General features: G+C 63.2%; 23 protein-coding genes, 1 tRNA gene and 1 pseudogene. 17 read left to right on the forward strand and 8 right to left on the reverse strand.

Annotated features, from left to right (window positions below):
• Window positions 1-219 precede the first annotated feature (219 nt).
• From ACF8EA_RS18885 to ACF8EA_RS18895, 3 genes are read left to right on the forward strand one after another with little or no spacing between them, the layout of a single operon-like run.
• The gene (locus ACF8EA_RS18885; protein ID WP_392522943.1) at window positions 220-1,002 is read left to right on the forward strand and encodes an energy transducer TonB; all 783 of its coding nucleotides are present in this window, start codon (window positions 220-222) and stop codon (window positions 1,000-1,002) included.
• Complete coding sequence (gene rimI, locus ACF8EA_RS18890) at window positions 999-1,454, forward strand: ribosomal protein S18-alanine N-acetyltransferase (protein WP_004575708.1); 456 nt, start codon at window positions 999-1,001, stop codon at window positions 1,452-1,454. The genes ACF8EA_RS18885 and rimI overlap by 4 nt, the downstream gene beginning before the upstream one ends.
• Before the next feature lie 57 nt (window positions 1,455-1,511).
• Window positions 1,512-2,087 carry a D-Ala-D-Ala carboxypeptidase family metallohydrolase gene (locus tag ACF8EA_RS18895; protein WP_103463280.1) on the forward strand — a complete coding sequence of 192 codons (576 nt, stop codon included), beginning with the start codon at window positions 1,512-1,514 and terminating at the stop codon, window positions 2,085-2,087.
• Here the strand turns inward: ACF8EA_RS18895 and ACF8EA_RS18900 are convergent.
• Window positions 2,027-2,944: a LysR substrate-binding domain-containing protein gene (locus ACF8EA_RS18900; protein ID WP_103463279.1), complete on the reverse strand. Its 918-nt coding sequence runs from the start codon at window positions 2,942-2,944 to the stop codon at window positions 2,027-2,029. The genes ACF8EA_RS18895 and ACF8EA_RS18900 overlap by 61 nt on opposite strands.
• A gap of 208 nt (window positions 2,945-3,152) precedes the next feature.
• On the opposite strand from ACF8EA_RS18900, the gene ACF8EA_RS18905 reads away from it, so the two are divergent.
• On the forward strand, window positions 3,153-3,767 hold the full coding sequence (locus ACF8EA_RS18905; protein WP_021784741.1) for a LysE family translocator: 615 nt from the start codon (window positions 3,153-3,155) through the stop codon (window positions 3,765-3,767).
• A gap of 126 nt (window positions 3,768-3,893) precedes the next feature.
• Here ACF8EA_RS18905 and ACF8EA_RS18910 read toward each other — a convergent pair.
• Together ACF8EA_RS18910 and ACF8EA_RS18915 are read right to left on the reverse strand one after the other, a co-directional pair.
• Window positions 3,894-3,970, reverse strand: a tRNA-Met gene (locus ACF8EA_RS18910).
• Between the two features lie 95 nt (window positions 3,971-4,065).
• Window positions 4,066-4,182 (reverse strand): annotated as a pseudogene (locus ACF8EA_RS18915) (peptide ABC transporter substrate-binding protein); the annotation flags it as partial.
• 166 nt (window positions 4,183-4,348) lie between these two features.
• Here ACF8EA_RS18915 and ACF8EA_RS18920 point away from each other — a divergent pair.
• The 3 genes from ACF8EA_RS18920 to ACF8EA_RS18930 all read left to right on the forward strand — a co-directional run bounded on the left by ACF8EA_RS18920 (window position 4,349) and on the right by ACF8EA_RS18930 (window position 7,044).
• On the forward strand, window positions 4,349-5,563 hold the full coding sequence (locus ACF8EA_RS18920) for an MFS transporter (RefSeq protein ID WP_103463278.1): 1,215 nt from the start codon (window positions 4,349-4,351) through the stop codon (window positions 5,561-5,563).
• A gap of 102 nt (window positions 5,564-5,665) precedes the next feature.
• Window positions 5,666-5,803: a hypothetical protein gene (locus ACF8EA_RS18925; RefSeq protein WP_003247435.1), complete on the forward strand. Its 138-nt coding sequence runs from the start codon at window positions 5,666-5,668 to the stop codon at window positions 5,801-5,803.
• Between the two features lie 83 nt (window positions 5,804-5,886).
• Window positions 5,887-7,044, forward strand: a complete 1,158-nt coding sequence (locus tag ACF8EA_RS18930; protein WP_338444599.1) for an MFS transporter — start codon at window positions 5,887-5,889, stop codon at window positions 7,042-7,044.
• Window positions 7,045-7,051: 7 nt separating this feature from the next.
• Here the strand turns inward: ACF8EA_RS18930 and ACF8EA_RS18935 are convergent, their stop codons facing one another.
• Both ACF8EA_RS18935 and ACF8EA_RS18940 read right to left on the reverse strand, forming a co-directional pair.
• On the reverse strand, window positions 7,052-8,008 hold the full coding sequence (locus tag ACF8EA_RS18935) for a FecR domain-containing protein (RefSeq protein ID WP_274101922.1): 957 nt from the start codon (window positions 8,006-8,008) through the stop codon (window positions 7,052-7,054).
• Window positions 7,995-8,510, reverse strand: coding sequence for a sigma-70 family RNA polymerase sigma factor (locus tag ACF8EA_RS18940; protein WP_392505124.1), 516 nt, complete (start codon window positions 8,508-8,510; stop codon window positions 7,995-7,997). The genes ACF8EA_RS18935 and ACF8EA_RS18940 overlap by 14 nt, the downstream gene beginning before the upstream one ends.
• 171 nt (window positions 8,511-8,681) lie before the next feature.
• Here ACF8EA_RS18940 and ACF8EA_RS18945 point away from each other — a divergent pair, with 171 nt between their 5' ends.
• From ACF8EA_RS18945 to ACF8EA_RS18955, 3 genes are read left to right on the forward strand one after another with little or no spacing between them, the layout of a single operon-like run.
• Window positions 8,682-9,308: a DNA-3-methyladenine glycosylase family protein gene (locus ACF8EA_RS18945; RefSeq protein ID WP_392522945.1), complete on the forward strand. Its 627-nt coding sequence runs from the start codon at window positions 8,682-8,684 to the stop codon at window positions 9,306-9,308.
• 47 nt (window positions 9,309-9,355) lie between these two features.
• On the forward strand, window positions 9,356-10,408 hold the full coding sequence (gene ada / locus ACF8EA_RS18950) for a bifunctional DNA-binding transcriptional regulator/O6-methylguanine-DNA methyltransferase Ada (RefSeq protein WP_021784748.1): 1,053 nt from the start codon (window positions 9,356-9,358) through the stop codon (window positions 10,406-10,408).
• A 56-nt stretch (window positions 10,409-10,464) separates the two neighbouring features.
• Complete coding sequence (locus tag ACF8EA_RS18955; RefSeq protein WP_392522947.1) at window positions 10,465-12,876, forward strand: DUF3772 domain-containing protein; 2,412 nt, start codon at window positions 10,465-10,467, stop codon at window positions 12,874-12,876.
• Between the two features lie 133 nt (window positions 12,877-13,009).
• Here the strand turns inward: ACF8EA_RS18955 and ACF8EA_RS18960 are convergent, their stop codons facing one another.
• The 3 genes from ACF8EA_RS18960 to ACF8EA_RS18970 form a co-directional block, all read right to left on the reverse strand.
• A complete protein-coding gene (locus ACF8EA_RS18960; RefSeq protein WP_392522948.1) occupies window positions 13,010-14,440 on the reverse strand; it encodes an aldehyde dehydrogenase family protein in 1,431 nt (476 codons plus the stop codon).
• A gap of 13 nt (window positions 14,441-14,453) precedes the next feature.
• On the reverse strand, window positions 14,454-15,953 hold the full coding sequence (locus ACF8EA_RS18965) for a purine-cytosine permease family protein (RefSeq protein ID WP_392522950.1): 1,500 nt from the start codon (window positions 15,951-15,953) through the stop codon (window positions 14,454-14,456).
• Window positions 15,954-16,045: 92 nt separating this feature from the next.
• Window positions 16,046-16,435, reverse strand: coding sequence for a YybH family protein (locus tag ACF8EA_RS18970; RefSeq protein WP_392522951.1), 390 nt, complete (start codon window positions 16,433-16,435; stop codon window positions 16,046-16,048).
• Window positions 16,436-16,645: 210 nt separating this feature from the next.
• Here ACF8EA_RS18970 and ycaC point away from each other — a divergent pair, with 210 nt between their 5' ends.
• The 7 genes from ycaC (at window position 16,646) to ACF8EA_RS19005 (ending at window position 24,183) form a co-directional block, all read left to right on the forward strand.
• Window positions 16,646-17,266 (forward strand): isochorismate family cysteine hydrolase YcaC, encoded by a 621-nt coding sequence (gene ycaC, locus ACF8EA_RS18975; protein WP_392522952.1) that lies wholly within the window; start codon window positions 16,646-16,648, stop codon window positions 17,264-17,266.
• A gap of 106 nt (window positions 17,267-17,372) precedes the next feature.
• Window positions 17,373-18,188 carry a polyphosphate kinase 2 gene (ppk2, locus tag ACF8EA_RS18980; RefSeq protein ID WP_014755312.1) on the forward strand — a complete coding sequence of 272 codons (816 nt, stop codon included), beginning with the start codon at window positions 17,373-17,375 and terminating at the stop codon, window positions 18,186-18,188.
• A 36-nt stretch (window positions 18,189-18,224) separates the two neighbouring features.
• Entirely contained in the window at window positions 18,225-19,421 is a 1,197-nt protein-coding gene (locus ACF8EA_RS18985; protein WP_392522954.1) for a monovalent cation:proton antiporter-2 (CPA2) family protein, read from the forward strand.
• 40 nt (window positions 19,422-19,461) lie between these two features.
• Window positions 19,462-20,559 carry an AI-2E family transporter gene (locus ACF8EA_RS18990; RefSeq protein WP_392522956.1) on the forward strand — a complete coding sequence of 366 codons (1,098 nt, stop codon included), beginning with the start codon at window positions 19,462-19,464 and terminating at the stop codon, window positions 20,557-20,559.
• Between the two features lie 3 nt (window positions 20,560-20,562).
• Complete coding sequence (locus ACF8EA_RS18995) at window positions 20,563-22,077, forward strand: efflux transporter outer membrane subunit (RefSeq protein ID WP_392522958.1); 1,515 nt, start codon at window positions 20,563-20,565, stop codon at window positions 22,075-22,077.
• Window positions 22,074-23,171 carry an HlyD family secretion protein gene (locus tag ACF8EA_RS19000; protein ID WP_392522959.1) on the forward strand — a complete coding sequence of 366 codons (1,098 nt, stop codon included), beginning with the start codon at window positions 22,074-22,076 and terminating at the stop codon, window positions 23,169-23,171. The genes ACF8EA_RS18995 and ACF8EA_RS19000 overlap by 4 nt, the downstream gene beginning before the upstream one ends.
• Entirely contained in the window at window positions 23,161-24,183 is a 1,023-nt protein-coding gene (locus ACF8EA_RS19005; protein WP_392522961.1) for a DUF2955 domain-containing protein, read from the forward strand. The genes ACF8EA_RS19000 and ACF8EA_RS19005 overlap by 11 nt, the downstream gene beginning before the upstream one ends.
• Window positions 24,184-24,189: the final 6 nt, after the last annotated feature.

Here is a 24,189-nt window from a genome sequence, read left to right on the forward strand (position 1 = left end):
GGCGCGCGCGACCGCCTTGTTTGTAAGACGTGATATTGCGCCATGCGCCAAAGCGTTCGCGCGCAAATGGCACAGGAATAATTGGCCAAAAACAAACGTAGGAGCGAGCGTAGCTCGCGATGCGCCGCGCGGGCGGCGCTCGGTCTGATAGGCGCTGCAAAAACCACGGCGTACACGTTAGAATGCCCAATTGCCGTCACCCCCTCGGATACCCGCCCCTTGCTGACCGAACCCCGTCGCCGCGCCTACCTTTCCGCCATGCAAGTGGTGCACTGGCTGCCGCGCGCCGAGCTGCCGTTCGCCGCACCGTCGCGGCCCGAACTGCTGCTGCCGGTTGCGCCGCTCGAGGACATCGATTTCGAAGTCCGGCCGGCGTCGGCAACCAACGAAACGCCCGTCATCCCCCAGGCCCGTTCCGGCGAGCGGCCGAAAATCGAGATCCCGCGCCCGGGCAGTATGCCCAAACCCGCCGTCAAACCCGCCGAAGCACCAGAGCCCGCAGCTCCGCGCCCGGTGCCCGTGCCGCCACCGCGCTTCTCGCTGCAGTTGTTGCGCGCCGGCAGTTGCTTGCTGCTGGTGGAGCTGGCCACCGGCCAGCCGTTCCAAAGCCGCGACCCCTCCTACCTGCTGCTCAAGGACATGCTGCGCGCCGCCGGCCTGCCCGACGCCCCGCAGATCATCGGCGAACCGGTTCGCTGGCCACTGCTGGTGCGCGGCAACATGGACCAGGGGCCGGAGGCTGCGCGCGATTTCGTCCAGGGCTTCGTTCAGGCCCGCCTGGAAGACGCCCCGTGTACCTGTCTGTGGCTGGTCGGCCTGCCTGCATTGCGTTTTGCCGCCAATGCCGACGCCGAGGCCTACTACCAAACCCTGACGCTTGACAGCCTGGGCGACGCCTGGGCATTGCCGGGCCTTGAACTGTTGATGGACGAGCCGCAACGCAAGGCGGACGTCTGGAAAGCCATGCGCCAGCTGATGGCGCGCTGGAAGAGCGTTGAATGAGTGACTCAATCAGCTTCCGCCCGATGACCGAGGCGGATCTGGATGCCGTACTTAAGATCGAATATGCCGCGTTCAGTCATCCTTGGACCCGTGGAATCTTTCAGGATGCGCTCAAATCGTACGAAGTCTGGCTGATGTTCGACGGCCAGCAGCAAGTGGGTCATGGCGTGATCAACGTGATCATCGACGAAGCGCACCTGCTCAACATCACCGTAAAACCGGAAAACCAAGGCTGCGGCCTGGGCCTGCGTCTGCTCGAGCACCTGATGGCCCGGGCCTATCAGCTCAATGGCCGCGAATGCTTCCTGGAAGTGCGCGCCAGCAATCAGTCGGCCTATCGTTTATACGAACGTTACGGTTTCAACGAAATTGGCCGCCGCCGCGACTATTATCCGATCGCCGGCGGCCGTGAAGACGCCCTGGTGATGGCCTGCACCCTGTTCGAAGACTGACTTTGCAGGGGTGTACCCGGGCGCGCAGGCTTTGTTCTCGGCAGGGGCGGATAAAAAATGAGAAAACTGCTTTTGGCAGCGGGCCTGTGTGTAGCAAGCGCGGCCCACGCAGACGAGCGCGACGTTTGGATGTTCGCCCAGTGGGCGGGTGATCATCAAACCCGCCCCTTCCGTGAAATGCTGGTAGATGCCCGGCTTTACGGTGTAGTGCCAATTCACCAGTTGCTGCGCTCGGCATCGGACTGGAAACAGTGCCACGCATCGCCTTTCGCCGTACCGCCCCCCGCCAATTGGGCGGCTGTACGCTCGACCCTCGCGTTGATCAATGCACTCGACGACCAAGGCATCCTGCGCCAGTTCGAGGTGGTTTCGGCTTACCGTGAGCCGCGTCTGAACGCCTGTGCGGGCGGGGCAGCCAACAGTGCGCATGCCCGCGCGTTCGCCGTCGACATACTGCTGCCGGCGTGGGCCGATCCCAATCCGCTGTGCCGTTTCTGGCAGCAGCACGGCCAAACCTGGAACATGGGCCTGGGCCGCTACCCATCAGGCCGCATTCATGTGGATACCGCCGGCTATCGCACCTGGGGTGGCGATGGCAGTGCCGGGTCGTCGTTCTGCATCAAGCCCAAATGAGCCAGGCAACCCCGGCATTCGTCCATTATCCACTCGGCGAAGCGCTGGCACTTGTCGCTGTCGGGCAGGGGCTGTGGGCTGAGCAGGTGGTAGGCCGAGCCATCGCGCACAAAACCGTACGGCGCCTGCAACTGCCCGCTGTCGAGTTCGTCGCGCACCATCAGGGCTGAGGCAATGGCCAGGCCCAGGCCGGCGCTGGCGGCCTGAATCGACAGGTAGAAATGTTCGTAGTCGCTGCGTTCGCTGTGTCGTGCCTGCTGGCCGCTCAGCCGCAGCCAGGTGGGCCAGGCAGTGGGACGGGTGGCGCTGTGCAGCAGCCGTTGGCCTTCAAGGAGGGCAGGGGAGGCGGCGTGGCAAACCGGGCCGATCCATTCGTCGCAGATTTTCTGGCTGTACAGCTGGTTGTCCCAGTGGAAGTCGTCGCGGCGAATTGCCAGGTCGATACCGCTGCGGGCGAAGTCCAGCGGGCCGCCTGCGGCTACCAGGTGCAACTGAAGGTCGGGGTGGGCGGCATGGAATCTCGGTAAGCGCGGGATCAGCCAACGCATGGCGATGGTCGGCTCGCAGGACAGCACAAGCACATTGTCGCGGACCTGGTGCTGCAAACGCTGCACGGCACCCTCCAGCTGCTCGAAGATCGCCTGGGTGGTGCCTTGCAGGGCACGGCCGGCGGGGGTGAGGAAAATGGCCCGGTTGCGGCGCTCGAACAGTTCCACACCAAGGCTTTCTTCCAGCAGGCGTATTTGGCGGCTGACCGCGCCGTGAGTGACGTGCAAGTGCTCGGCGGCGCGCACGAAGCTCTCGGTCTGGGCGGCGATGTCGAAGTAGCGGAAGGCGTTGAGTGGCGGCAGTTTCATGATATCCCGGTTCAGCTGTGCCGGCCTCTTCGCGGGTAAATAGGTGGCATGTGGGAGCGGGTTTACCCGCGAAGAGGCCCAGGCAGGCTGTAAATGTCTGTGAAAAAAACTATCAGATTTATCTCAGCATAAATCGATTTTTCCGCGTCGGTAAGCGCTCGATAATTGGCGGTCTGTGCATTTCCATCGCCTATCGAGAACCCTCAGCATGACCGAACTCATTGCCGTCGCCCTGTTCACCTTGCTCGCCGTCATAAGCCCCGGCGCAGACTTCGCCATGGTCACCCGCAGCAGTTATGCACAGGGGCGCAAGGCCGGGCTGGCTGCTGCCGTAGGCATCGCCCTGGGGGTGCAGGTGCATGTGTTGTACACGGTGTTGGGCATTGCCGTAATCATCAGCCAGAGCCCGGCGCTGTTCCTGATCATGAAAGTGCTGGGTGCGGGCTACCTGATCTACCTGGGTTACAAGTCATTGACCAACACCCGGCGCATCAGCCTGGACGGGGTTGGCCGGTCCGCTGCCGGCGTACTGCAAGCGCTGCGCACCGGCTTTCTGACCAATGCCCTCAACCCCAAGACCATGTTGTTTGTCATCAGTGCCTTCACCCAGGTGGTACAGCCTGGCAGCCCGTTGACGCTGAACTTCGCCTACGGTGCGTTCATGTCCGTTGCCCATTGGCTGTGGTTCAGCCTGGTGGCGGTATTTTTCTCCAGTACGGCATTGCGCAAGGCGATGATCGAGCGGCAAGTGCTGGTGGACCGGGCCATTGGTCTGGCATTGATCGGGCTGGGCCTGGCTGTGGCGGTGACCGGAATGCGTTGAGGCGGCGATTGCAGTAGCCAAGCTGAGATTCGAGGTTGCTGCTGGAAGGGTTTTACGCTGGTGCCAGCGAACTTTTTTGCAGGCAAAGAAAAAGGGCTTACCTTGCGGTAAGCCCTTCGTCTTGTTTGGTGGCTACACAGGGACTTGAACCCCGGACCCCAGCATTATGAATGCTATGCTCTAACCAACTGAGCTATGTAGCCGATGGCGCGCATTATTCTCTTGAACGCCCCCTCTGTCAACACTCATTTCAAAAAAAATTTGCACGCTTTCAAAAACTTAGCGGCCAGCCCCGGTTTCAGTGCACCAGAAGCCAGTGCCCGCGCACGTCCAGCAACTGCAGCTGCTGGGTTGCAGCCAGGGATTGCAGGCTTTGGCCACGCCGGTCGAGGTAGAAGTCGCCGCACACCCGCCGAGACCATCCGCTGCTCGCCCTGCATGGCGGGCTATCTGCAAGCGAGTGCCCTGCACCAGATGCAGTCGTTTTCAAGCGTGTGGCAACAGGCGAATAAAAAGGTAGCTATGTATCTATTTGTTTCCCGATAATCGGATCCCAAACCTGAGGACGGAGATTTAGGTAAATGGCCACCAGTAGTGCCTCCACCGCACCCACCCCGGTAGCGGCAAGCCAAGCCACGCCGTTGGTGATGCGTATCATCGGTTTCTGCGCCTTGGCGCACTTGATCAACGACCTGATCCAGTCAGTGCTGCCGGCGATCTACCCGATGCTCAAGGCCAACTACGACCTGAGCTTCGCCCAGATCGGCATGATCACCCTGACGTTCCAGATCACCGCCTCGCTGTTGCAGCCTTGGGTCGGCTTCTTCACCGATCGCCGGCCCACGCCAAATCTGCTGCCGCTAGGCACCCTGTGCACGTTGGTGGGGATTGTGATGCTGGCCTTCGTTGGCAGCTTTCCGATGATCCTGCTGGCGTCGGCGCTGGTGGGCATCGGCTCGTCGACCTTCCACCCGGAAACCTCGCGTATTGCAAGGTTGGCCTCGGGCGGGCGCTTCGGCCTGGCCCAATCGACCTTCCAGGTCGGTGGCAACACCGGTTCCGCTCTGGGCCCGCTGCTGGCAGCGGCCATCGTCATTCCGTTCGGCCAGACCCATGTGGCGTGGTTCGGCGTGGCTGGGCTGTTCTTCCTCGGCGTCACCCTGATGCTGCGCGGCTGGTACAAGGAGCACCTCAATCAGGCCAAGGCGCGCAAGGCGGTTCAGGCTACCCACGGCATTTCGCGTAATCGGGTCATTGCGGCGTTGATCGTGCTGGGCCTGCTGGTGTTCTCCAAGTACTTCTACATGGCCAGCTTCACCAGCTACTTTACGTTCTACCTGATCGAGAAGTTCGGTGTGTCGGTGGCCAGCTCGCAGCTGCACCTGTTCCTGTTCCTCGGCGCGGTGGCGGCGGGCACCTTCTTTGGCGGGCCGATCGGTGACCGTATCGGGCGCAAGGCAGTCATCTGGTTTTCAATATTGGGCGTGGCGCCGTTCACGCTGGCGCTGCCGTATGCCGATTTGTTCTGGACCACAGTACTGAGTGTGGTGATCGGCTTTATCCTGGCTTCTGCGTTTTCCGCGATCGTGGTGTATGCGCAGGAACTGGTGCCGGGCAGCGTGGGCATGATTGCCGGGATCTTCTTCGGTCTGATGTTCGGCTTTGGTGGCATTGGCGCTGCGCTGTTGGGGTACGTAGCAGACCTGCATGGTATCGAGTATGTGTACGGGTTGTGCTCGTTCCTGCCATTGTTCGGGTTGTTGGCGGTGTTCCTGCCAAGTACAGGTAAACGCTGAGAGCGCCGGGGGCCTCTGCCAGGCCCCCGGGCAATTGACTCGCCCCCCGGAGGTGGCTAGAGTGCCGCCTCTTTTTCAATCACCTGCGTAGTAGCCAAAGCAATGCGCCGTACCCAGTCCCTCCCACACGCCCGCCAGCCTGCCTTCCAGGCACTGCGTCGTGCATGGCCGAGTGACACGGTGCTCAAGCGCCGCCGCAGCGTGCTGTTTGCCTTCACCTTCTCGCCACACCTCGCCTGAACTGATCTGCGCTTTCGCGTCGCTCGCCGTCCCGGCGTGCGCGCCTGTTTCTGCACGTCTTTTCGGTTTGCCAGGAGTGGTACATGAACATGCGTTTGTTGGCGGGCTTGTTGTTCGCCGTTTCTGTCGTGGGTTTCAGTTTGGGGGCCAGCTTGCCGCTGGTGTCGTTGCGCCTGCATGAAGCGGGGGCGAGCACACTGGAAATCGGCATCATCTCGGCCATCCCTGCCGCCGGCATGATGCTCTCTGCTTTTCTGGTCGACGTCTGCTGCCGCCATCTCACCCGCCGCACCATCTATCTGCTGTGTTTCAGCCTGTGCACGGTCAGCATCGCCTTGCTCGAGTCGGCGTTCGGCTCGTTGTGGCTGCTGGCGCTGCTGCGCCTGAGCCTGGGGCTTGGCATGGGGATCGCCATCATCCTTGGCGAGTCGTGGGTCAACGAACTGTGCCCCGAGCATAACCGCGGCAAGATCATGGCCCTGTACGCCACCAGCTTTACGGGCTTTCAGGTGCTCGGCCCGGCCATGCTGGCAGTGCTGGGCGCCGATAGCCCTTGGATCACGGGTGTCGTCACGGTCTGTTATGGGCTGGCGTTGCTGTGCATCGTGCTGACCGTGCCCAACGACCATGTCGAGCACGAAGAGGGCGAAAAAAGCTTCGGCCTGGCCGGATTCTTCCGGGTGGCTCCGGCGTTGTGCATGGCGGTGCTGTTCTTCTCGTTCTTCGATGCTGTGGTGCTGTCGCTGCTGCCGGTGTACGCCACCAGCCATGGCTTTGCCGTTGGCGTGGCGGCATTGATGGTGACGGTGGTGTTTGCCGGCGACATGCTGTTCCAGCTGCCGCTGGGCTGGTTGGCCGACCGGGTTGAGCGCACCGGGCTGCACCTGGCGTGCGGGCTGGTGGCGATGGTGATCGGCATCGGTTTGCCCTGGCTGCTGAACCTGACCTGGCTGCTGTGGCCGCTGTTGGTAGTGCTGGGCGCGGTGGCGGGTGGCATTTATACCCTGGCGCTGGTGCTGATCGGGCAGCGCTTCAAGGGCCAGGACCTGGTCACTGCCAATGCCAGTGTGGGCTTGCTGTGGGGTGTGGGCAGCCTGGTAGGGCCGCTGGTCAGTGGGGCAGCCATGAATGTCGCGCCCCACGGTTTGCCCATGGCGCTGGCGCTGATGGCCGGGCTGTTCGTGTGCTTTGCCAGGCAGTCATACCGGCGACGTGGGCGGATGCGGGCTGTGGCGCAGTGATATCCCTTTACGCCGCGCCGATGCTTACCCAATAGCGCGTCCTGTACTCGACCCGCACGGGCAGGCTGCGGGTGAGCAGTTGCAGGATTTGCCCGGTGTCAGCCAACTGATAGGTGCCTGAAACCTTCAAGCCCGCCACTTCTGGAGCGCAGCGCAGCAGGCCCGGTCGGTAGCGGCCAAGTTCGGTAACAAACTCGGCGAGTGGCATCTGCTGCACGCTGAGTACACCTTCGGTCCAGCCCCAGGGGTCGTTGTGCAGCGTTCTGGCCTGAATGCTGCCGTTGGTTCCGACTTGCAGGGTTTCACCTGGCAGCACTTGCCTCGCTGAGGCCAAGGCAGGGAACAACGTGACTTCACCACGACGCACCGACAGCAGCAGACCCTGGCCGTTTTCGCGTAGCAACAGCTGGCCATCGAAGGTGGTCAGCGGGCCGACACGGGTGGCGATGTGGAACGGGCGGTTGTCGTTGGGGTTGCTGTCCAGGCTGACCTCGCCATGGATCAGTTTCAGCTGGCGTTGTTCCGCACTGTAGTGCAAGTCGATGGCACTGGCGGTGTTGAGCTGGATACGGCTGCCATCACTGCCTTGCCATTGGCGCTGCTCGCCTGTGGCGGTGCTGGTGTCGGCCAGCAGTTGTGGCAGGCCTAGCGGTTCGCGCGCGGCCCAGCCCAGGCTGCCGCCCACAGCCAACAGCCCCAGCAACTTCAGGTGGTCCCTGCGGCTGGCTTTGGGGGGCTGGCTCGCGTCCAGGGTGCGCCGGCTCAGGTCCTTGGGCAGCCCGGCCAGTTCATCGCCCAGATTACTGACCCGCTGCCAGGCCAGGCAGTTGTGTGGGTGGCTGGCCAGCCAGTGTTGAAACTGTTGCTCGGTGCGCGGGCTGGGGCTGTCGAAACGCAGCTTCACCAGCCAGTCGATGGCCTGATCGACCTGAGCCTGTGCGGGCGTATCATCAGGCATCGGCATAGCGCAACCGGTAGCAGACGCCCAGGGCCTTGGCCAGGTCGCGTTCAACGGTGGCCCTGGACACCTCCAGACGTAGGGCAACCTGCGCGATGCTCAAACCGTCTAGCTGGGCCAGCAGGAACGCTTGGCGCACGCGCGGTTTCAACTGGTGCAAGGCGCGGTCGAGGCGTTCCAGGCTATCGAGGATGACAAGCTTATCCTCTTCGCTGGGCACTTCTGCTTCGGGCAGGTGAGCCAGGCTTTCCTGGTAGGCCCGCTCCAGCGCACGGCGGCGGAACTGGTCGATCATCAAGCCGCGGGCGATGCTGCTGAGGTAGGCGCGCGGTTCTTTGAGCGGCGACACCTGGCGGGCGCGCAACAACCGCACGAAGGTATCCTGGGCCAGGTCTGCGGCATGTTCACTGCAACCGACCCGGCTGCGTAACCAACCACGCAACCAGGCATGGTGAGACTGGTAGAGCAGAGCAACCTCGGTTGGCTTGAGCGTGTCGTTGATCTGCATCGTAGAGAAGGCCCAGTCCAGTGATGTTTGCGATTGTGAATGGTTCTCAATTCTATGCGGGGAAGATGGCGCCGAGCAATGGCATGCCAAAGATTAGCTGCGCAAGAACCGGCGTTTGCCCGATGAACGGCTGCGCTAAGCTGGACCTGCAATCGATTTGATGGAGGTGCCATGATGCTGGCCGACCTTTCGCCCGAGGCCTATCGCGAGGCCACACAACACCTGGCAGCACTCGACCCGGACTGGTCGCGGCACATCGCAGCGATCGGGCCCTGCCTGCACCAGGCTACGCCGGGACGTGAGCCTTATGAGGCGTTGGTGCGGGCGATTGCCTACCAGCAACTGCACGCCCGTGCCGCCGAGGCGATCCTGGGGCGGTTGCTGGCGCTGTTTCCGGCAGATGATTTTCCGCAGCCAGAGCAGTTGCTGGCGGTAAACCCGGAAACCCTGCGTGCCTGCGGCTTTTCGGCGAGCAAGCTGGAGACGGTCCAGGGCATTGCTCAAGCCACCCTGGAGGGCCTGGTACCCACGCGGGAGCAGGCGTTAGCCATGGCTGACGAGGCGTTGATCGAACGCCTGGTAGCGCTGCGTGGAGTAGGGCGGTGGACGGTGGAGATGCTGCTGATCTACAGCCTGGGGCGGTCCGACATTCTTCCAGTGGACGATTTTGGCGTGCGCGAGGGGTATCGGCGGCTCAAGGGGCTGGAGAAGGCGCCGACACCGGCACAAATGCGCTCGCTGGGCGGCGCCTGGCGGCCGTTTCGTACCGTGGCGGCCTGGTACCTGTGGCGGGCCTGAGGTTTTTGCATCGCCTGTACAGGCAACAACATATCCGGGAATCATAGATGAACCTGTACACCACCCCCGACCAACGCTGGCAAGCCGTAGCGTGCCGAGACACTGCCGCTACGGGCCACTTTGTCTATGCCGTACGTACCACCGGCGTCTACTGCCACCCCGGCTGCAAATCACGCCAGGCCAAGCGCATGAACGTCGAGTTCTACGACACCGCCGCGGCCGCCGAGGCTGCCGGCTACCGTGCTTGCAAACGCTGTATCAGCAAGGCCAGTGCCACCCGACACAGCCAGCTCGTCACCCATGCCTGCCGCTTGATCGAGGCCAGCGACCCCGCGCCAAGCCTCGACCAACTCGGTGCACGGCTGGCCGTCAGCCCTTTCCACCTGCATCGGCTGTTCAAGGCTGAAACCGGGGTCACCCCCAAAGCCTATGCCACGGCCTTCCGTGCCCGGCGGCTGCGTGCGCACCTGGAAGATGGCCAGCGTTCGGTCACCGATGCTATCTACGACGCCGGCTACAACTCCAACAGCCGCTTCTACGAAAGCGCCGACCAGCGCCTGGGCATGCGCCCCCGGCAATACCGCGCCGGCGGCGCCGGGGCAACCATTCACTTCGCCCTTGGCCAGTGCTCGCTGGGTGCAATACTGGTAGCCCAGAGTGACAAGGGCATCTGCGCAATCTTGCTGGGTGACGACCCCGAGGCCCTGTTGCACGATCTGCAGGACCAGTTCCCCAAGGCCCACCTGATTGGCGGTGACAGCGCTTACGAACAGCTGGTCGCCGAAGTGATCGGTTTCGTCGAAGCGCCGGCTTTGGGCCTGGCCTTGCCGCTGGATGTGCAAGGTACCGCGTTTCAGGAGCGAGTGTGGCAGGCGCTGCGTGAGGTGCCGGCCGGCAGCCGGGTCAGCTACACCGACATCGCCGCGCGCATTGGCGCCCCCAAGGCCGTGCGGGCGGTAGCCATGGCCTGCGCGGCCAACCCTATTGCCGTGGCCATCCCTTGCCACCGCGTGGTACGCCGGGATGGTGATATCAGCGGCTACCGCTGGGGCGTGGAGCGCAAACAGCAGTTGCTGAAGCGAGAAACGGCACTCTCCTGACTGCCCGAAGCCGCGTAGAATCCCCCGCCAAATCGAATTGCTAAGAGGAATATTCGATGAGGCGTGTCAGCCTTGACCGTTATTGCCCGGGCCTGCTGGTCCTGCTGGCCCTGATGCTGGTACTTGCCAGCCCGGCCTGGTCGGCACCAGCCACGCCATTGTCCAATCTGGCGGCTGCCGAAGCGCCAGCATTGGACGAAAACGCCAGCCTCGAACAGCTGAGCGACCACTTGGACCTCATCCGCCAGGGCGTCACCAGCGACGCCAACGACGACGCGCTGTCGCAACTGCGCCTCGCAGCGATGCAGGTTCAGCGTCAAGCTGATGCATTGAGTGCACAGCGCACTGCCGATGTGGGAAGGCTCGACGACCAGCTGAAGGTCATCGGCCCGGCCCAGCCGGATGAGGCCGCTACCCTGACACAGCAGCGCAAAGCGCTGGAGGCCGAGAAAAAGGCGCTGGTAGCCCAGCAGGATCAGGCCACCAAGCTGACCCAGTCGGCCCGCGACCTGTCCACGCAAATCGTCAACCTGCGCCGCAGCCAGTTCAACTCGCAAATCACCAGCCGTGCAGCCTCGCCGCTGAGCCCGGCGTTCTGGCAGAGCATCATCCGCCCCACCCAGGATGACGTGGCGCGCCTGCGTGACTTGCGCGGCGAGGCGGCCGATGCCATCGGCAGCGCCTTCAGCGCCGAAAACCGCTGGCAGTTCGTTGCCAGCCTGGTGGCAGCGATTCTGGTGTGGACGTTGGTGCGGCGCGTGCTTGAACGCATGCTGGCCAGTGCCATGGTCCGCTGGTTGCCCGACGGCCGCCTGCGCCGCAGCGCCTTGGCTCTGGGCGTTAGCCTGGCCACCCTGGGTACCATCGCCGGCTCGGTTTCGTTGCTGCGCTGGGGGCTGGAAAGCAATGCGCAATTGGGTTCGGACATCGCCAGCCTGACCAACCACATCCTCACCCTGGTAGTGTTCAGTGCCTTCATTACCGGCCTGGGCCGCGCCATGCTGATGCTGCAGCGCCCGTCCTGGCGGCTGCCGGCGATCCACGACCAAGTCGCCAGTGCGTTGGGCTGGTTCCCGAAGGTGCTGGCATTGGCACTGATGGTCATGATGACCATGGAGCGCATGAACAGCGTGATCGGCGTCAGTCTGGCGCTGACGGTGGCCGTCAACGGGCTGACCGCGCTGGTGGTGGCGTCCACCTTTGCCAGCGCGCTGCTGTGTTATCGCCGCACCCTGCGCAAGCATGACCTGCAGCGCCCGACGGGCCTGGCCGGGCTGATCCCGTTCGTGATGGTCATCTGGCTGACGTTGATTCTGCTGGCACTGTTCACCGGCTACCTGACACTCGCCTATTTCCTCACCGCCAAGCTGTTGTGGGTCAGCCTGGTGATCACCTGTGCCTACTTGCTGACCACCTTCCTCGGCGACCTGTGCGAAACCCTGCTGTCGCCCCGCCAGCCCGGTGGCCTGGCACTGGCCTCGACCCTGGGCCTGGCGCCTCGTCACCAGGCGCAGGTCAGCACCATACTGGCCGGTGTCGGCCGCACCATCGTGCTGTTCCTGGCGCTGTTGCTGGTGTTGATGCCGTCAGGCACCAGCCCCAGCGAATTGCTGCTGAGCCTTGGCGACTGGGATGGGACCGGGGGCAAGCTACTCGGCAACCTGAACATCGTGCCGCAGGACATCCTGCTGGCCCTGGCGATCTTCCTCGGCGGCCTGTTCGCCATCCGTGTGGTCAAGCGCTGGCTAAGCGATCGCCTGCTGCCGGAAACCGACATGGACGCCGGCATGCGGGCCTCGTTGGTAACCCTGGTGGGCTACCTGGGTTTCCTGTTCCTGGCCATGCTGGTGATGTCGACCTTGCGCATCAACCTCACCAGCCTGACCTGGGTGGTCAGTGCCCTGTCGGTCGGTATCGGTTTCGGTTTGCAGCAGATCGTGCAGAACTTCATTTCCGGCCTGATCCTGCTGACCGAGCGCCCGGTCAAGGTAGGCGACTGGGTCAGCCTGGCGGGTGTCGAGGGCGATATCCGCCGCATCAATGTGCGCGCCACCGAGATCCAGATGTCTGACCGTTCCACGGTGATCGTGCCCAACTCGCAGTTCATCTCGCAGAACGTGCGCAACGTGACCATGGGCAATGCGCTGGGCGTGGTCAGCATTACCCTGACTCTGCCGCTGGAGACTGATGCCAACCGTGTGCGGGAGTTGCTGCTGGCGGCTTACCATGAGCATGAGGCGATTCTGGACGCGCCCGCTGCCTCGGTGTCATTCAAGGACCTGACGGCCAGCGGTATGGTGATTGGTGTAAGTGGCTACGTGGCCGGGCCGCGACAGGTGTCCGGCACCCGCAGCGACCTTCTGTTCACCATTCTTGGCCGGTTGCGTGATGAAGGCATTCCACTGTCTTCGCCGCAGAGCATGGTGCTGGTGCAGGAAGGTGCGCGGCCGGCTGTCGAGTCGGTGTAGGCATCGGGGGGGGGGCGTCCAGCTGGTTTACCCGCTAAAGGGCCAGGCCTGCTGGCCAATCTCCACCCCCGTTCACCGTTGCCGCCGCCAACGTATTCGCGGGTGAACCCGCGAATACCGGCCCCTTGCGATATCAGCCCAGACAGCGGGTTACATGCTTGACCGACTGATACGCTGACAACCCCCAAGGCCCCAGCTCACGGCCGATCCCGCTGCCCTTGGTGCCACCCCATGACGTTTCGACGAACACCGCCTGCACCGAGTTGATCCACACATGGCCAACCTCCAGCGCATCGGCTACCCGCTCGGCGCGTTCCAGGTCGGCGGAGCACACCGTGGCGACCAGCCCGAAGCGGCTGTCATTGGCTTCGGCAATGGCCTGTTCCTCGGTGGCAAAGCGCCGTGCGCAGAGCACCGGGCCAAAGATTTCCTCGGTCCACAGGCGGCTGTCTTTCGGCACATCGGTATACAGCGTTGGGCTGACGAACCAGCCTTCACGGTCCAGTGCATGGCCGCCAGCCAGGCACTGCAAACCTTCTTCCCGCGCCGTGGCAAAGTAGCTGGCCACCTTCAGCCACTGCGCCTGGCTGGTCAGCGGGCCCATGTCGACCTCTTCGGTCAAAGGATTACCCACCCGCAGGTTTTCCAGTGCCGCCTGCAAGCGCGGCAGCAGTGTATCGGCAATGCCGTCCTGTACCAGCAGCCGCGATGTGGCCGAACACATCTGGCCGGCATTCCAGCTGATGCCGGCAACAATCCATTCCACCGCCTGGTCGACATCGCAATCATCAAACACCACGATGGCCGACTTGCCACCCAGTTCCAGCGTCACCGGCCGGCACTGCGCCGAAGCGCTGCGCATCACCTGGCTGCCGACGCTGTTGCTGCCGGTGAAGGACAACTTGTCCAGGCCGTTGTGATTGCTCAGCGCGGCGCCGGTCTCGGCCTTGCCGTTGACGATGTTCAGCACCCCGGCGGGCAGGCCAAGGGCGTCGGCGATCTGGCCGTAGGCCTGCTCGATCAGCGGGGTGACCTCTGAAGGCTTGAGCACCACGGTGCAACCGGCGGCCAGGGCCGGGGCAAGTTTCCAGGCGCTGGTCACCAACGGGAAGTTCCACGGCACGATCAGGCCGACCACGCCCACCGGTTCAAGGCGGGTGCGGGCGGTGAAACCCGGCGCAGCCAGCGGCACAGTGCGGTTTTTCGATGGCAGCTGCTCGGCCAGCTCGGCGTAATAGCCAAAGGTGGCGATGGCGTCATCCAGGTCGATTTCCGCTTCGTGACGCGGTTTGCCGTTATTGCGCATCTGCACGGTGACAAGCGCTTCGCGGCGCTGCCCGAGCTGTTCGGCAAAACCACGCAGGAAGGCGGCACGGTCACTGGCGCCGGTGCTTTTCCAGGCGGGCAGGGCGCTGCGGGCAGCGGCGACGGCCTGGTCGACCTGGCTCACGCTGGCGGCCATCAGCTCGGCGAACGGTTGCCCCAGCGCAGGGTCGTTGACGCTGATGCAGTCGCTGCCTTGGCCTTCGACCCAATGGCCGGCGATATAGTGGGAGGTGGTCATGGTCGGTTTCCAGTCAGGCCATTTCGGCAGTGGTCACAGGCGTATGCGCGGTGTTTTTGCAACGCACCCATCGCGGGCCCGAGGGGCCATACACGCCAGCAGGTTCAGGGAACAGGTTGAGCAACAGCAGGTACAGCACGCCAGCCAGCCCCAGCGTGACCGGCAGGCTCAGGTCGATGCCGCCAGCCAGGTCACCCAGTGGGCCGACGAACTGCCCCGGCAGGTTGACGAAGCACAGGCCGACCGACGCGCTGGGGATCCACGCCCCCATACCGCGCCAGTTCCAGCCGTGCAGGAACCAGTAGTGGCCACCACGCTGGCCGCGGGTGAATACCTGCAGGTCATCGGCGTGGTAGAAGCCGCGGCGGGTAATCAGGCCAAGGATCATGATCACCATCCACGGGCTGGTGCAGGTAATGATCAGCACGGCAAAGGTCGATACGCTTTGCACCAAGTTGAAGGTAAAGCGGCCGATGAAGATGAAGCCGATCGCCAGCACGCCGATCAGCAGCGTAGCGCCAGCACGGCTGAGCAGGCGCGGGAACACGCTGGACATGTCCAGGCCGGTGCCATACAGCGCGGTGGTGCCGGTGGACATGCCGCCAATCACCGCAATCAGGCACACCGGCAGGAAGAACCAGCTAGGGGCAACTGCCAGCAGGCCACCGACATAGTTGTTGGCGGCAATGTAGTCCGGTGCCTGGGTGGCGACCAGGGTGGCCGTACACAGGCCGAACAGGAACGGAATCAGCGTCGCCCCCTGTGCCGCGATGACGGCCAGCATGATGCGCGCCTTGGGTGTTTCACGCGGGATATAGCGTGACCAGTCACCCAAAAAAGCACCGAACGACACCGGGTTGCTCATGGCCAGGATCGCCGCGCCGACGAACGCAGCCCAGAAACCTGCCTGGCCAAGGTTGACGCTGCCTGCGTAGCCAGCATCGAAGGGCCCGGCAAAGGCGACGATGCCCAGCAGGAACAGCAGGCTCGAGGCCCACACGGCAATCTTGTTGACCCACAGCATGAAGCGGAAGCCAAAGATGCATACCACCAATACCAGCACCGCGAACAAGCCGTAGGCCAGGCCCAGGGTCAGGTCGGTCTCTGGCAGGCCGGCCAGGCGCTTGGCACCACCGACCAATGCATCGCCCGAGCTCCATACCGAGAGTGAGAAAAACGCCACCGCCGTGAGCAGCGACAGAAACGAGCCGACGATGCGCCCGTGTACGCCAAAGTGCGCGCCTGATGAAACGGCGTTGTTGGTGCCGTTAAGCGCACCGAACAGCCCCATCGGGGCAAGGATCAGTGCGCCGATGCCAACGCCAAGCAGAATCGCCCACACACCCGCCTGGAATGACAACCCGAAAAGCACCGGGAAGCTGCCCAGTACGGCGGTAGCGAAGGTATTGGCACCGCCGAAGATCAGGCGGAACAGGTCTAGCGGGGAGGCGTCGCGTTGATCGGCGGGGATCTGTTCGACGCCGTTGGTCTCGATACCGGTCGAGTGGCTCATGGTGGTACTCCAGCGCGGTTGTTATAGCCTGCGCAGTGCGCGGGCCTTCTTGTGGGTGCGATGGCAGGGCGGCAGCGCCGCGTAAAAGGTGATCAGGCCGGCGTTACGACCGACAGGTGCTCGTGGCAGGCCAGCCACTGTTCACCATGGCGGCGGAAGACGATGGTCTCGCGCTCGCTCAAGTGCTGTTCTTCACCGGCGATGCGGATACGCGTGGCCACATCGTGCATGAAAATAGCCACGTCGCCGTGGAGGCTTACATGGGCGTTGCCCGATTCGCAGGCAAGCACGGTAAAGCCCTCGGCCTGCCACTGGGCCCAGAGCTCTTCATAGGCGCGACGCGACAGCAGCGGATGCGGCAGGGTGTGGAACAGAAAGGTGGCGTCTTCGCTGAAGCAGGCGAAATAGCGGGCGGTGTCGTTGCTGGCGAACGCCGCGACGAGGTCGGCGGCAGCTTGCCGCACTTGGAGTGTCTGGTCCACGGGAGTGGCCTCACGGTTTTTTGTGATTGTGGTGAAGCGATTCTGGTGGCGGTTGGCGAGGGGAAAAATCGCTGGCGGCAAATAATCAGTTCAGGAATTTGTGAAGTGATGGGGCACATGGCAGTACAGGCAAGCCGACTGACGGTCTCTCCCACCCTCCATCCTTGCCTACGCTGATATTCCCAACCCGCTGAAGCAAGGAGATCCACTGTGACCTTCCAATACAAGCGTCTGGACAAGTACAACGCAGCTGTACTGCTGGTCGACCACCAGACCGGCTTGCTCTCGCTGGTAAGGGACATCGACCCCGACCGCTTCAAGAACAACGTCTTGGCCCTGTCTGACCTGGCCAAATACTTCAAGCTGCCGACCATCCTCACCACCAGTTTCGAGACGGGGCCCAACGGCCCGCTGGTGCCGGAGCTGAAAGAGCAGTTCCCTGATGCCCCTTACATTGCACGCCCGGGCAACATCAACGCCTGGGACAACGAAGATTTCGTCAAAGCGGTAAAAGCCACCGGTAAGAAACAGCTGCTGATTGCTGGCGTGGTCACTGAAGTATGCGTGGCTTTCCCGGCCCTGTCGGCGTTGGAGGAGGGCTTCGAGGTATTCGTCGTCACCGACGCCTCTGGCACGTTCAACGAACTGACCCGTGATTCGGCCTGGCGACGCATGGAGGCTGCCGGGGCGCAGCTGATGACCTGGTTCGGCGTGGCCTGCGAACTGCACCGTGACTGGCGCAACGACATCGAAGGGCTGGGTACCCTGTTCTCCAACCATATCCCGGACTACCGCAACCTGATGACCAGTTACAACAAGCTGGCCAAATAATGCCTCCCGGGGGCTGCACGACAGCCCCCACATCAATCTGCAAGCGAAGCGGCAAACTGGCATTAATCGACCATACTCACTCTTCATTCGCCTTCAGGAGCGTGTCATGTCGAAGCCGTCCAGGAAGCCCTCCAAAAAACAGCCAGAAAAGCTGGGCGGTAAGGCGTACGAAAAAGCGCTCAAGAACCTGCATGTAGAGTTGGTGAAGCTACAGGAGTGGGTGGTCGCCAAGGGCCTGAAGGTATGCATCGTCTTCGAAGGCCGCGATGGCGCCGGCAAGGGCGGCACCATCAAGGCCATTACCGAGCGTGTCAGCCCGCGGGTGTTTCGTGTAGTGGCGCTGCCCGCACCGACCGAGCGGGAAAAGACCCAGATGTACGTGCAGCGTTACCTGGGCCATCTGCCTGCGGCGGGTGAAGTGGTGATCTTCGATCGCAGTTGGTACAACCGTGCGGGCGTTGAGCGGGTAATGGGCTTTTGCTCTGGCGAGCAAGTGGACAAGTTTCTGACCGGAGTACCCGGGTTCGAAAGGGTCATGGTCGATTCAGGGATCATCCTCATCAAGTACTGGCTTGAAGTCAGCGCCGATGAGCAGACCCGGCGCCTGCAGGATCGCATCAACGACGGCCGCAAGCTGTGGAAGTTGTCACCGATGGACCTCAAGTCGTATAGCCGCTGGGATGAATACACCCAAGCGCGTGACGAAATGTTCCAGGCGTCGGATACCGCTTGGGCGCCGTGGTTCATGGCCAATTCCAACGACAAACGTCGCGCCCGGCTGAATATCATCAGCCATCTGCTCAGCCGTATTCCCTACAAGGATATAACCCGCGACCAGCACGTGAAGCTGCCCAAACGCGGCAAGATCGGCAAGTACAAGGCGGTCGCCTACCCGTTCAAGTTCGTCGAAGAACGTTTCTGAACCCCTCCCTGCAGGGAGCTGCGAAGGTACGAGCTCATGCCACATGACGGTAGCCTGTTGCAGGCGACGGTGGTATTCCTTTTGGCTGTGGTGCTTCTGGTACCGCTGGCGCAGCGTCTGAAAATGGGCGCAGTACCAGGATACCTGTTGGCGGGCATCCTGATTGGTCCGTCGGTGTTTGGTCTGCTTGGCAACCCGGACAACGTGGCGCGGCTGTCGGAAATGGGCGTGGTCATGCTGTTGTTCGTGATTGGCCTGGAGCTGTCCCCAAGGCGTCTGTGGACCATGCGCCGGTCGCTATTTGGCGTCGGCAGCTTGCAAGTGGGGCTGACCGCCGTGCTGCTTGGGCTACTGGCATTCTGGCTGTTCGACCAATCGAAACCTGCCGCCATCGTGCTGGGCCTGGGCCTGGCGCTGTCGTCCACCGCCTTTGGCTTGCAGGTACTGGCCGAGCGCAAGGACCTGGGCAAACCTCATGGCCGCCTGGCCGTGGCCATCCTGCTGTTCCAGGATATTGCCGCCATTCCCTTGATTGCCGTGGTGCCGCTGCTCGGTGGCGATGTCAGCACGGCTGACGAAGGTGCCTGGCCTTTGTTGGCTGTGGTTGTCGGCATTGGTGTGCTGATTGTTTTTGGCCGTTATCTGCTGACCCCGATATTCAAGTGGACGGTGGGTTCGGGCCTGCCTGAGCTGTCGACTGCCACGGCATTGCTGGTCGTGCTGGGCACCGCCTGGTTGATGGAGCATGTGGGAGTGTCAATGGCGCTGGGGGCCTTCCTGGCCGGCGTGCTGATGGCTGAGTCGCCGTTTCGCCACGAACTGGAAACCCAGATCGAGCCGATCAAAGGCCTGTTGCTGGGACTGTTCTTCGTTGGCGTAGGTATGAGTGCCGACCTGCGCCTGCTGTTCGGCATGCCGCTGATGGTGTTGGGCCTGACATTGCTGCTGGTCGCCATCAAGCTGCCCTTGTTGTATGGCCTGGGGCGCACGATGGGTGGGCTCAACCAGGCCCAGGCGCTCTGCCTGGGCGTGGTGCTGGCTTCGGGGGGCGAGTTCGCCTTCGTGGTGTTCAAGCTGGCGCTGGAGCACCAAGTGCTCACGCAAGCGGTACACGACCTGCTGGTGCTGGCCATCACCTTGTCGATGGCGGTGGTGCCCCTGGTAATGATGGCTTTGGCGCGGCAATTGCGAGACGACAGCCTTACGCAGGCAAGCTCTGGGACGGATCAGTGAATTGCGCCTTGCTGGCGCATTGAATGTTCGGAGGTCAAACATGCAGCCAGGTATCAAGCTGGACAGCGCCCTGTCGCGGGGCCTGCTCGATGTGCTCATCAAGGCAGGCCTGGTGGCAGTCTTGGTGACCTTCGCCTTTCAGGTGTTCCAGCCGTTCCTGGAGTTGATGCTGTGGGCGGTGATTCTGGCGGTCACCTTGTACCCACTGCATTGCCGCATCCAGCGCCGCACCGGGTTCAGGCAAGGTTATGCGGCGACGCTGTTGGTGCTATTGGTTCTGGTAGTGCTGCTGGTGCCTATCTACCTGGTGGTGATGTCCATCGGCGAATCGGTGGACAGCCTGGTGACGCTGCTCAAAAGCGGCGCCTGGAGCGTGCCGGTCCCGCCTGATTCCGTGGCGACCTGGCCACTGATCGGGCCGAAGGTGCATGCGCTGTGGTTGGCGGCCTCCGAAAACATGGCCAGTGTGTTGAATCAGTGGATGCCCCAGATCAAGGGGGCCGGGCTAACGGTGCTGGGCGCTGCGGCGAGCGCCGGTGGGGCCTTCCTTCTGTTCATCGGCGCAATCATCATTTCCGGGGTCATCATGGCCTTTGGTGAACGAGGTGAAATCGCTACCCAACGCATCGCCATGCGGGTTTCAGGCGCAGAGCGCGGTAAACCCTTGGCCACGCTGTGCACGGCCACCATTCGCGCGGTGGCACAAGGGGTGATCGGCATTGCCTTCATCCAGATGTTGCTGATCGGTGTCGGCTTTGTCGTCAAAGGGGTTCCCGGTGCCGGGATGCTGGCCATCGCCATCCTCATGCTGGGCATTGCACAGGCTCCGGCGACGCTGGTTACCGTGCCGGTGATCATCTATATGTTCAACGTCGAAGGTTTTACCGTGGCGACCATCATTTTTGCCATCTACACCTTCGTCGCCGGCCTTGCCGACAATGTGCTCAAGCCGCTGCTGCTGGGGCGAGGGGTTGATGTACCGATGCCGGTGGTACTGATCGGGGCATTGGGCGGCATGGTGGTCAAAGGCATCATCGGCTTGTTCATCGGCCCGGTAATCCTCGGCGTGGCGTACGTGCTGTTCTGGCAATGGGTTGCGCTGCAGGTGCCGGAGCAACCGGCACCGCCTGCCGCTTGAGCCATGCCCAACCGCTGCTATGGCCTGGGGCTGCTGATGGTGCTGGCCGGTTGCACTCAGGTTGGTCCGGATTTCGAGAAGCCCCAAACGCCGTGGTTGGACGGCTGGAGCACGCCAATGCTGGAGCAGGCAGGGCGCAGCGCGGCGGCGCCCGACCTGCGCCAGTGGTGGGCGGTGTTTGCCGACCCGACGCTGGACGCGCTGATAGCCGAGGCCGATGCCAACAACACCAACCTGCGCGTGGCTGGCCTGCGTATCGCTGAAGCCCGTGCCCAGTTGGCCATCGTGCAGACCGGGCGTTATCCGCAGCTGCAGCAGCTGAGTGCGCAAAGCCTGTACCTGAAGCAGAATCAGTCTGGTACGCCTTCGGCCCGTGATTCGGTGTTCTGGCAATCCAGTGTGGGCTTCGACATCGGCTGGGAAATTGACTTCTGGGGCCGCTTCAGTCGCGCCATCGAAAGCGCCGATGCCGTCTATTTCGCCTCCCAGGCCAACTACGCCGATGCCATGCTGCTGCTGCGTGCGCAAGTGGCCGACACCTACTTTGCCCTGCGTACCGCCGAGGCGCGGCTGGCTATCGCACAAGAGAACGCCAAGCGCCAGGCGCGTAGCCTGGAGATCACCGAGCGGTTGTTCCGCCACGGCGAAAATGACGAACTCGACTGGCAGCAGGCGCGTACTCAATACCTGGCGACTCTGGCCACCATTCCCGAGTTCGAGAACCAGCTCAACGCCCTGCGCAATGTGCTGTGTTCGCTGCTCGGCCGCCCGCCCGGGCCGCTGCCGCAACTGGAGGCCGGCCGTGGCCAACTGCCCTTGCCAGAGCGGGCAGTGTTGCAGGATGTACCTGCCAGCCTGCTGCAGCGCCGCCCGGACATTCGCGCCGCCGAGCAGGCTGTGGCGGCGCAGTCGGCGCTGGTCGGGGTGGCCGAGGCCGATCTTTATCCACAACTGAACTTGCTCGGCAGTATCGGCTGGACCTTTCTATCTGCCAATCATTTGCCCGACACCTTCGACCTGGCTGCTGGCCCAAGCCTGATCTGGAACCCGTTCGACTATGGCCGGCGCAAGAACACCGTACGCGTGGAAGATGCCCGCTTGCAGCAACTGATCGAGCTGTACCAGCAGGGCGTGCGCGAAGCCGCCCGTGAGGCCGACGATGCAGCCAGCGGGCTGGTGCGCTCGCTGCAGAGTGCAACCATTCGCGACCAGGCCTCTCAGGCTGCGCAACGCTCGCTGAATCTGGCCAGCTCGCAGTACCGCGAAGGCTTCGCCGATTTTCAGCGGGTGCTCGATGCTCAGCAACTGCTGTTGCAGCAACAGGACGGTTACCTGGTCAGCCGTGGCAACGCAGTCAGCAGCCTGGTGACCTTGTACAAGGCCCTGGGTGGAGGTTGGGACGCCAGCCGCGCGCCGATCGACCCAGCCACCCGCCAACAAATGCAACAACGCACCGACTGGGGCGAGTTGCTCGACGAGCCAGCCCCCACCGCGCATGCACAAGGTGAAACCGAATGAGCGACGCCACGCCAACGCCGCCCCCGTCAGCCCCGGATCGCGGCATGCGCTGGGTGCTGCTGCTGATTGCCATCAGCCTGCTCTGGTACTTGCTGGCTGACCGCTTTACGCCATACACCCAGCAAGCCCGCCTGCAGGCTTACGTGGTCCCGGTGGCCGCCGAAGTGGCCGGGCAGATCAAGCGTGTGGCCGTGGGCAACAACCAGGAGGTGCGCCAGGGCGATGTGCTGTTCGAACTCGATCAGGAGCAGTACCGCATTGCCCTGGCCCGTGCCGAAGCCGACCTCGATACCGTGCGCCGGCAGATTGGGGCCAGTACCGCCGGCATCGATTCGGCGCAGGCAGCGTTGGTGGCAGCCCAGGCCAATGAGCGCAAGGCGCGGCAGGACGCCGAGCGCCTTAAACGGTTGATTGACGAAGACCCCGGTACGGTGTCGGTGCGCCGCCTGGAAGGCGCCCAGGCCAACCGCGACCAGGCCATCAGCCAAGTGGCGGCGGCCCGTGCTGAGGTGGAGCGCGCCCGTGAGCAGCAGGGCGGGGCACAGGATGACAACGCCCAGCTGCGCAGTGCTGCGGCCAATGTGGAAAAGGCTCGCCTGGACCTTGCCCGTACCGTGGTGCGTGCCGACGCGAACGGGCTGATCACCGACTTGCGCACAGACGTTGGCCATTATGTCGGGGCGGGTAGCCCGATGATGACCCTGATCAGTATCCATGACGTGTGGATAAGTGCCGACATGACCGAGAACAACCTCGGGCGCTTGCGCCCTGATACCCCGGTGCTGGTGGTGCTCGATGCGCTACCTGGCACCGTGTTGAAGGGGCGCATACGCAGCATTGGCTACGGCGTTAGCGTGGGGCAGAGCACGCCGCCGGGTACGCTGCCGACCGTGAAGAACAGCCGCGAATGGCTGCGTTCGGCGCAGCGCTTCCCGGTGATTGTCGAGCTGGAGCGCGACCAGCTTCAGGACAAGACCGTGCTGCGGGTCGGTGGTCAGGCCGAGGTCATGGCCCTGCCCAGCGAAGGTAACCCGCTGAACCTGCTGGGCCGGTTGTTCATGTGGCTGATGAGCTGGCTGTCGTATGCCTATTGAATTGCGCCGCTTGCGCGCACTGCGCCTGGCCTGGGGTGTGGCGCTGTGCCTGGCGGTGAGCTTTGGTATCGGCTTGCCGGTGCCGATTCTGGCGCCGGTGTTCGCGGTGCTGTTGCTGGCCATGCGCAGTCAGCCATTGCCCCTGCGTGCGGCACCGGCCCTGGCGCTACTGGTGCTGCTCGCTTGCGGCAGCGGGTTGCTGCTGATTCCGTTGTTGCGCCATGCTCCGTTGGCCGGGGTGTTACTGGTCGGGGTGGGGGTTTTCCTGACCTTGCGCTATGCCCTGAAGGGTGGCAACGGCCTGCTGGCCAACCTGCTGGTGATCGGCCTGACCATGATCGCCGCTGCCGGCACCAGTGACTTTACCCTGGCACTGTCGGTGGTCGAAGCGCTGGCCAAAGGCATGCTGCTGGCAGTGCTGGGCACGTCGGTGGCGCATACGTTGTTCCCCGAACCTGCCAATGCGCCAGCACAGCCGGTGCCGCCGCTGCTGGGCAGCGAGCATGTCAGCTGGGTGGCGCTGCGTGCCACGTTGATCGTGATGCCGGCCTTTCTGCTGGCATTGATCGCCCCTGACCAGTACATGCCGTTGATCATGAAGGCCGTGAGCGTGGGGCAACAAGCCGGTGAAACCCGCGCGCGACACGCCAGCCGGGAGCTGATCGGTTCAACCTTGCTTGCCGGGGTGTTGGCGATAGTGCTGTGGGTGGCGCTGAGCCTGTTCGTTCACCTGTGGATGTTCTTCTTGTGGGTACTGCTGTTCGCCCTCTGGCAGGCTCGACGCCTGTACCAGGCGGTGCTGAGCCGGCAGGGCCCGGCGTACTGGGTCAGTTGCCTGACGACCATGCTGATCTTGCTGGGGCAGTCGGTGCAGGACAGTGCTGCCGGGCAGGATGTGTACAAGGCGTTTGCGGTGCGTATGGCGCTGTTTCTGGCGGTATCGGTGTATGCCAGCGCCATGTTGATCTGGATTGACCGGCTTCGGAGTCGGCGCGGGCTTCTTAGCGGTTAAGCCCGG

The sequence above is a fragment of the Pseudomonas sp. YQ_5 genome, from assembly GCF_043103305.1.
In the GTDB taxonomy this organism is placed as follows: Bacteria; Pseudomonadota; Gammaproteobacteria; order Pseudomonadales; family Pseudomonadaceae; genus Aquipseudomonas; species Aquipseudomonas putida_Y.

Excerpts from the sequence above, each read along its gene's own strand:
- rimI (WP_004575708.1), top strand. The coding sequence starts at position 999 with ATGAGTGACTCAATCAGCTTCCGCCCGATGACCGAGGCGGATCTGGAT.
- ACF8EA_RS18895 (WP_103463280.1), top strand. The coding sequence starts at position 1,512 with ATGAGAAAACTGCTTTTGGCAGCGGGCCTGTGTGTAGCAAGCGCGGCC.
- ACF8EA_RS18900 (WP_103463279.1), bottom strand. The coding sequence starts at position 2,944 with ATGAAACTGCCGCCACTCAACGCCTTCCGCTACTTCGACATCGCCGCC.
- ACF8EA_RS18905 (WP_021784741.1), top strand. The coding sequence starts at position 3,153 with ATGACCGAACTCATTGCCGTCGCCCTGTTCACCTTGCTCGCCGTCATA.
- ACF8EA_RS18920 (WP_103463278.1), top strand. The coding sequence starts at position 4,349 with ATGGCCACCAGTAGTGCCTCCACCGCACCCACCCCGGTAGCGGCAAGC.
- ACF8EA_RS18925 (WP_003247435.1), top strand. The coding sequence starts at position 5,666 with ATGCGCCGTACCCAGTCCCTCCCACACGCCCGCCAGCCTGCCTTCCAG.
- ACF8EA_RS18930 (WP_338444599.1), top strand. The coding sequence starts at position 5,887 with ATGAACATGCGTTTGTTGGCGGGCTTGTTGTTCGCCGTTTCTGTCGTG.
- ACF8EA_RS18935 (WP_274101922.1), bottom strand. The coding sequence starts at position 8,008 with ATGCCGATGCCTGATGATACGCCCGCACAGGCTCAGGTCGATCAGGCC.
- ACF8EA_RS18940 (WP_392505124.1), bottom strand. The coding sequence starts at position 8,510 with ATGCAGATCAACGACACGCTCAAGCCAACCGAGGTTGCTCTGCTCTAC.
- ACF8EA_RS18945 (WP_392522945.1), top strand. The coding sequence starts at position 8,682 with ATGATGCTGGCCGACCTTTCGCCCGAGGCCTATCGCGAGGCCACACAA.
- ada (WP_021784748.1), top strand. The coding sequence starts at position 9,356 with ATGAACCTGTACACCACCCCCGACCAACGCTGGCAAGCCGTAGCGTGC.
- ACF8EA_RS18955 (WP_392522947.1), top strand. The coding sequence starts at position 10,465 with ATGAGGCGTGTCAGCCTTGACCGTTATTGCCCGGGCCTGCTGGTCCTG.
- ACF8EA_RS18960 (WP_392522948.1), bottom strand. The coding sequence starts at position 14,440 with ATGACCACCTCCCACTATATCGCCGGCCATTGGGTCGAAGGCCAAGGC.
- ACF8EA_RS18965 (WP_392522950.1), bottom strand. The coding sequence starts at position 15,953 with ATGAGCCACTCGACCGGTATCGAGACCAACGGCGTCGAACAGATCCCC.
- ppk2 (WP_014755312.1), top strand. The coding sequence starts at position 17,373 with ATGTCGAAGCCGTCCAGGAAGCCCTCCAAAAAACAGCCAGAAAAGCTG.
- ACF8EA_RS18985 (WP_392522954.1), top strand. The coding sequence starts at position 18,225 with ATGCCACATGACGGTAGCCTGTTGCAGGCGACGGTGGTATTCCTTTTG.
- ACF8EA_RS18990 (WP_392522956.1), top strand. The coding sequence starts at position 19,462 with ATGCAGCCAGGTATCAAGCTGGACAGCGCCCTGTCGCGGGGCCTGCTC.
- ACF8EA_RS18995 (WP_392522958.1), top strand. The coding sequence starts at position 20,563 with ATGCCCAACCGCTGCTATGGCCTGGGGCTGCTGATGGTGCTGGCCGGT.
- ACF8EA_RS19000 (WP_392522959.1), top strand. The coding sequence starts at position 22,074 with ATGAGCGACGCCACGCCAACGCCGCCCCCGTCAGCCCCGGATCGCGGC.
- ACF8EA_RS19005 (WP_392522961.1), top strand. The coding sequence starts at position 23,161 with ATGCCTATTGAATTGCGCCGCTTGCGCGCACTGCGCCTGGCCTGGGGT.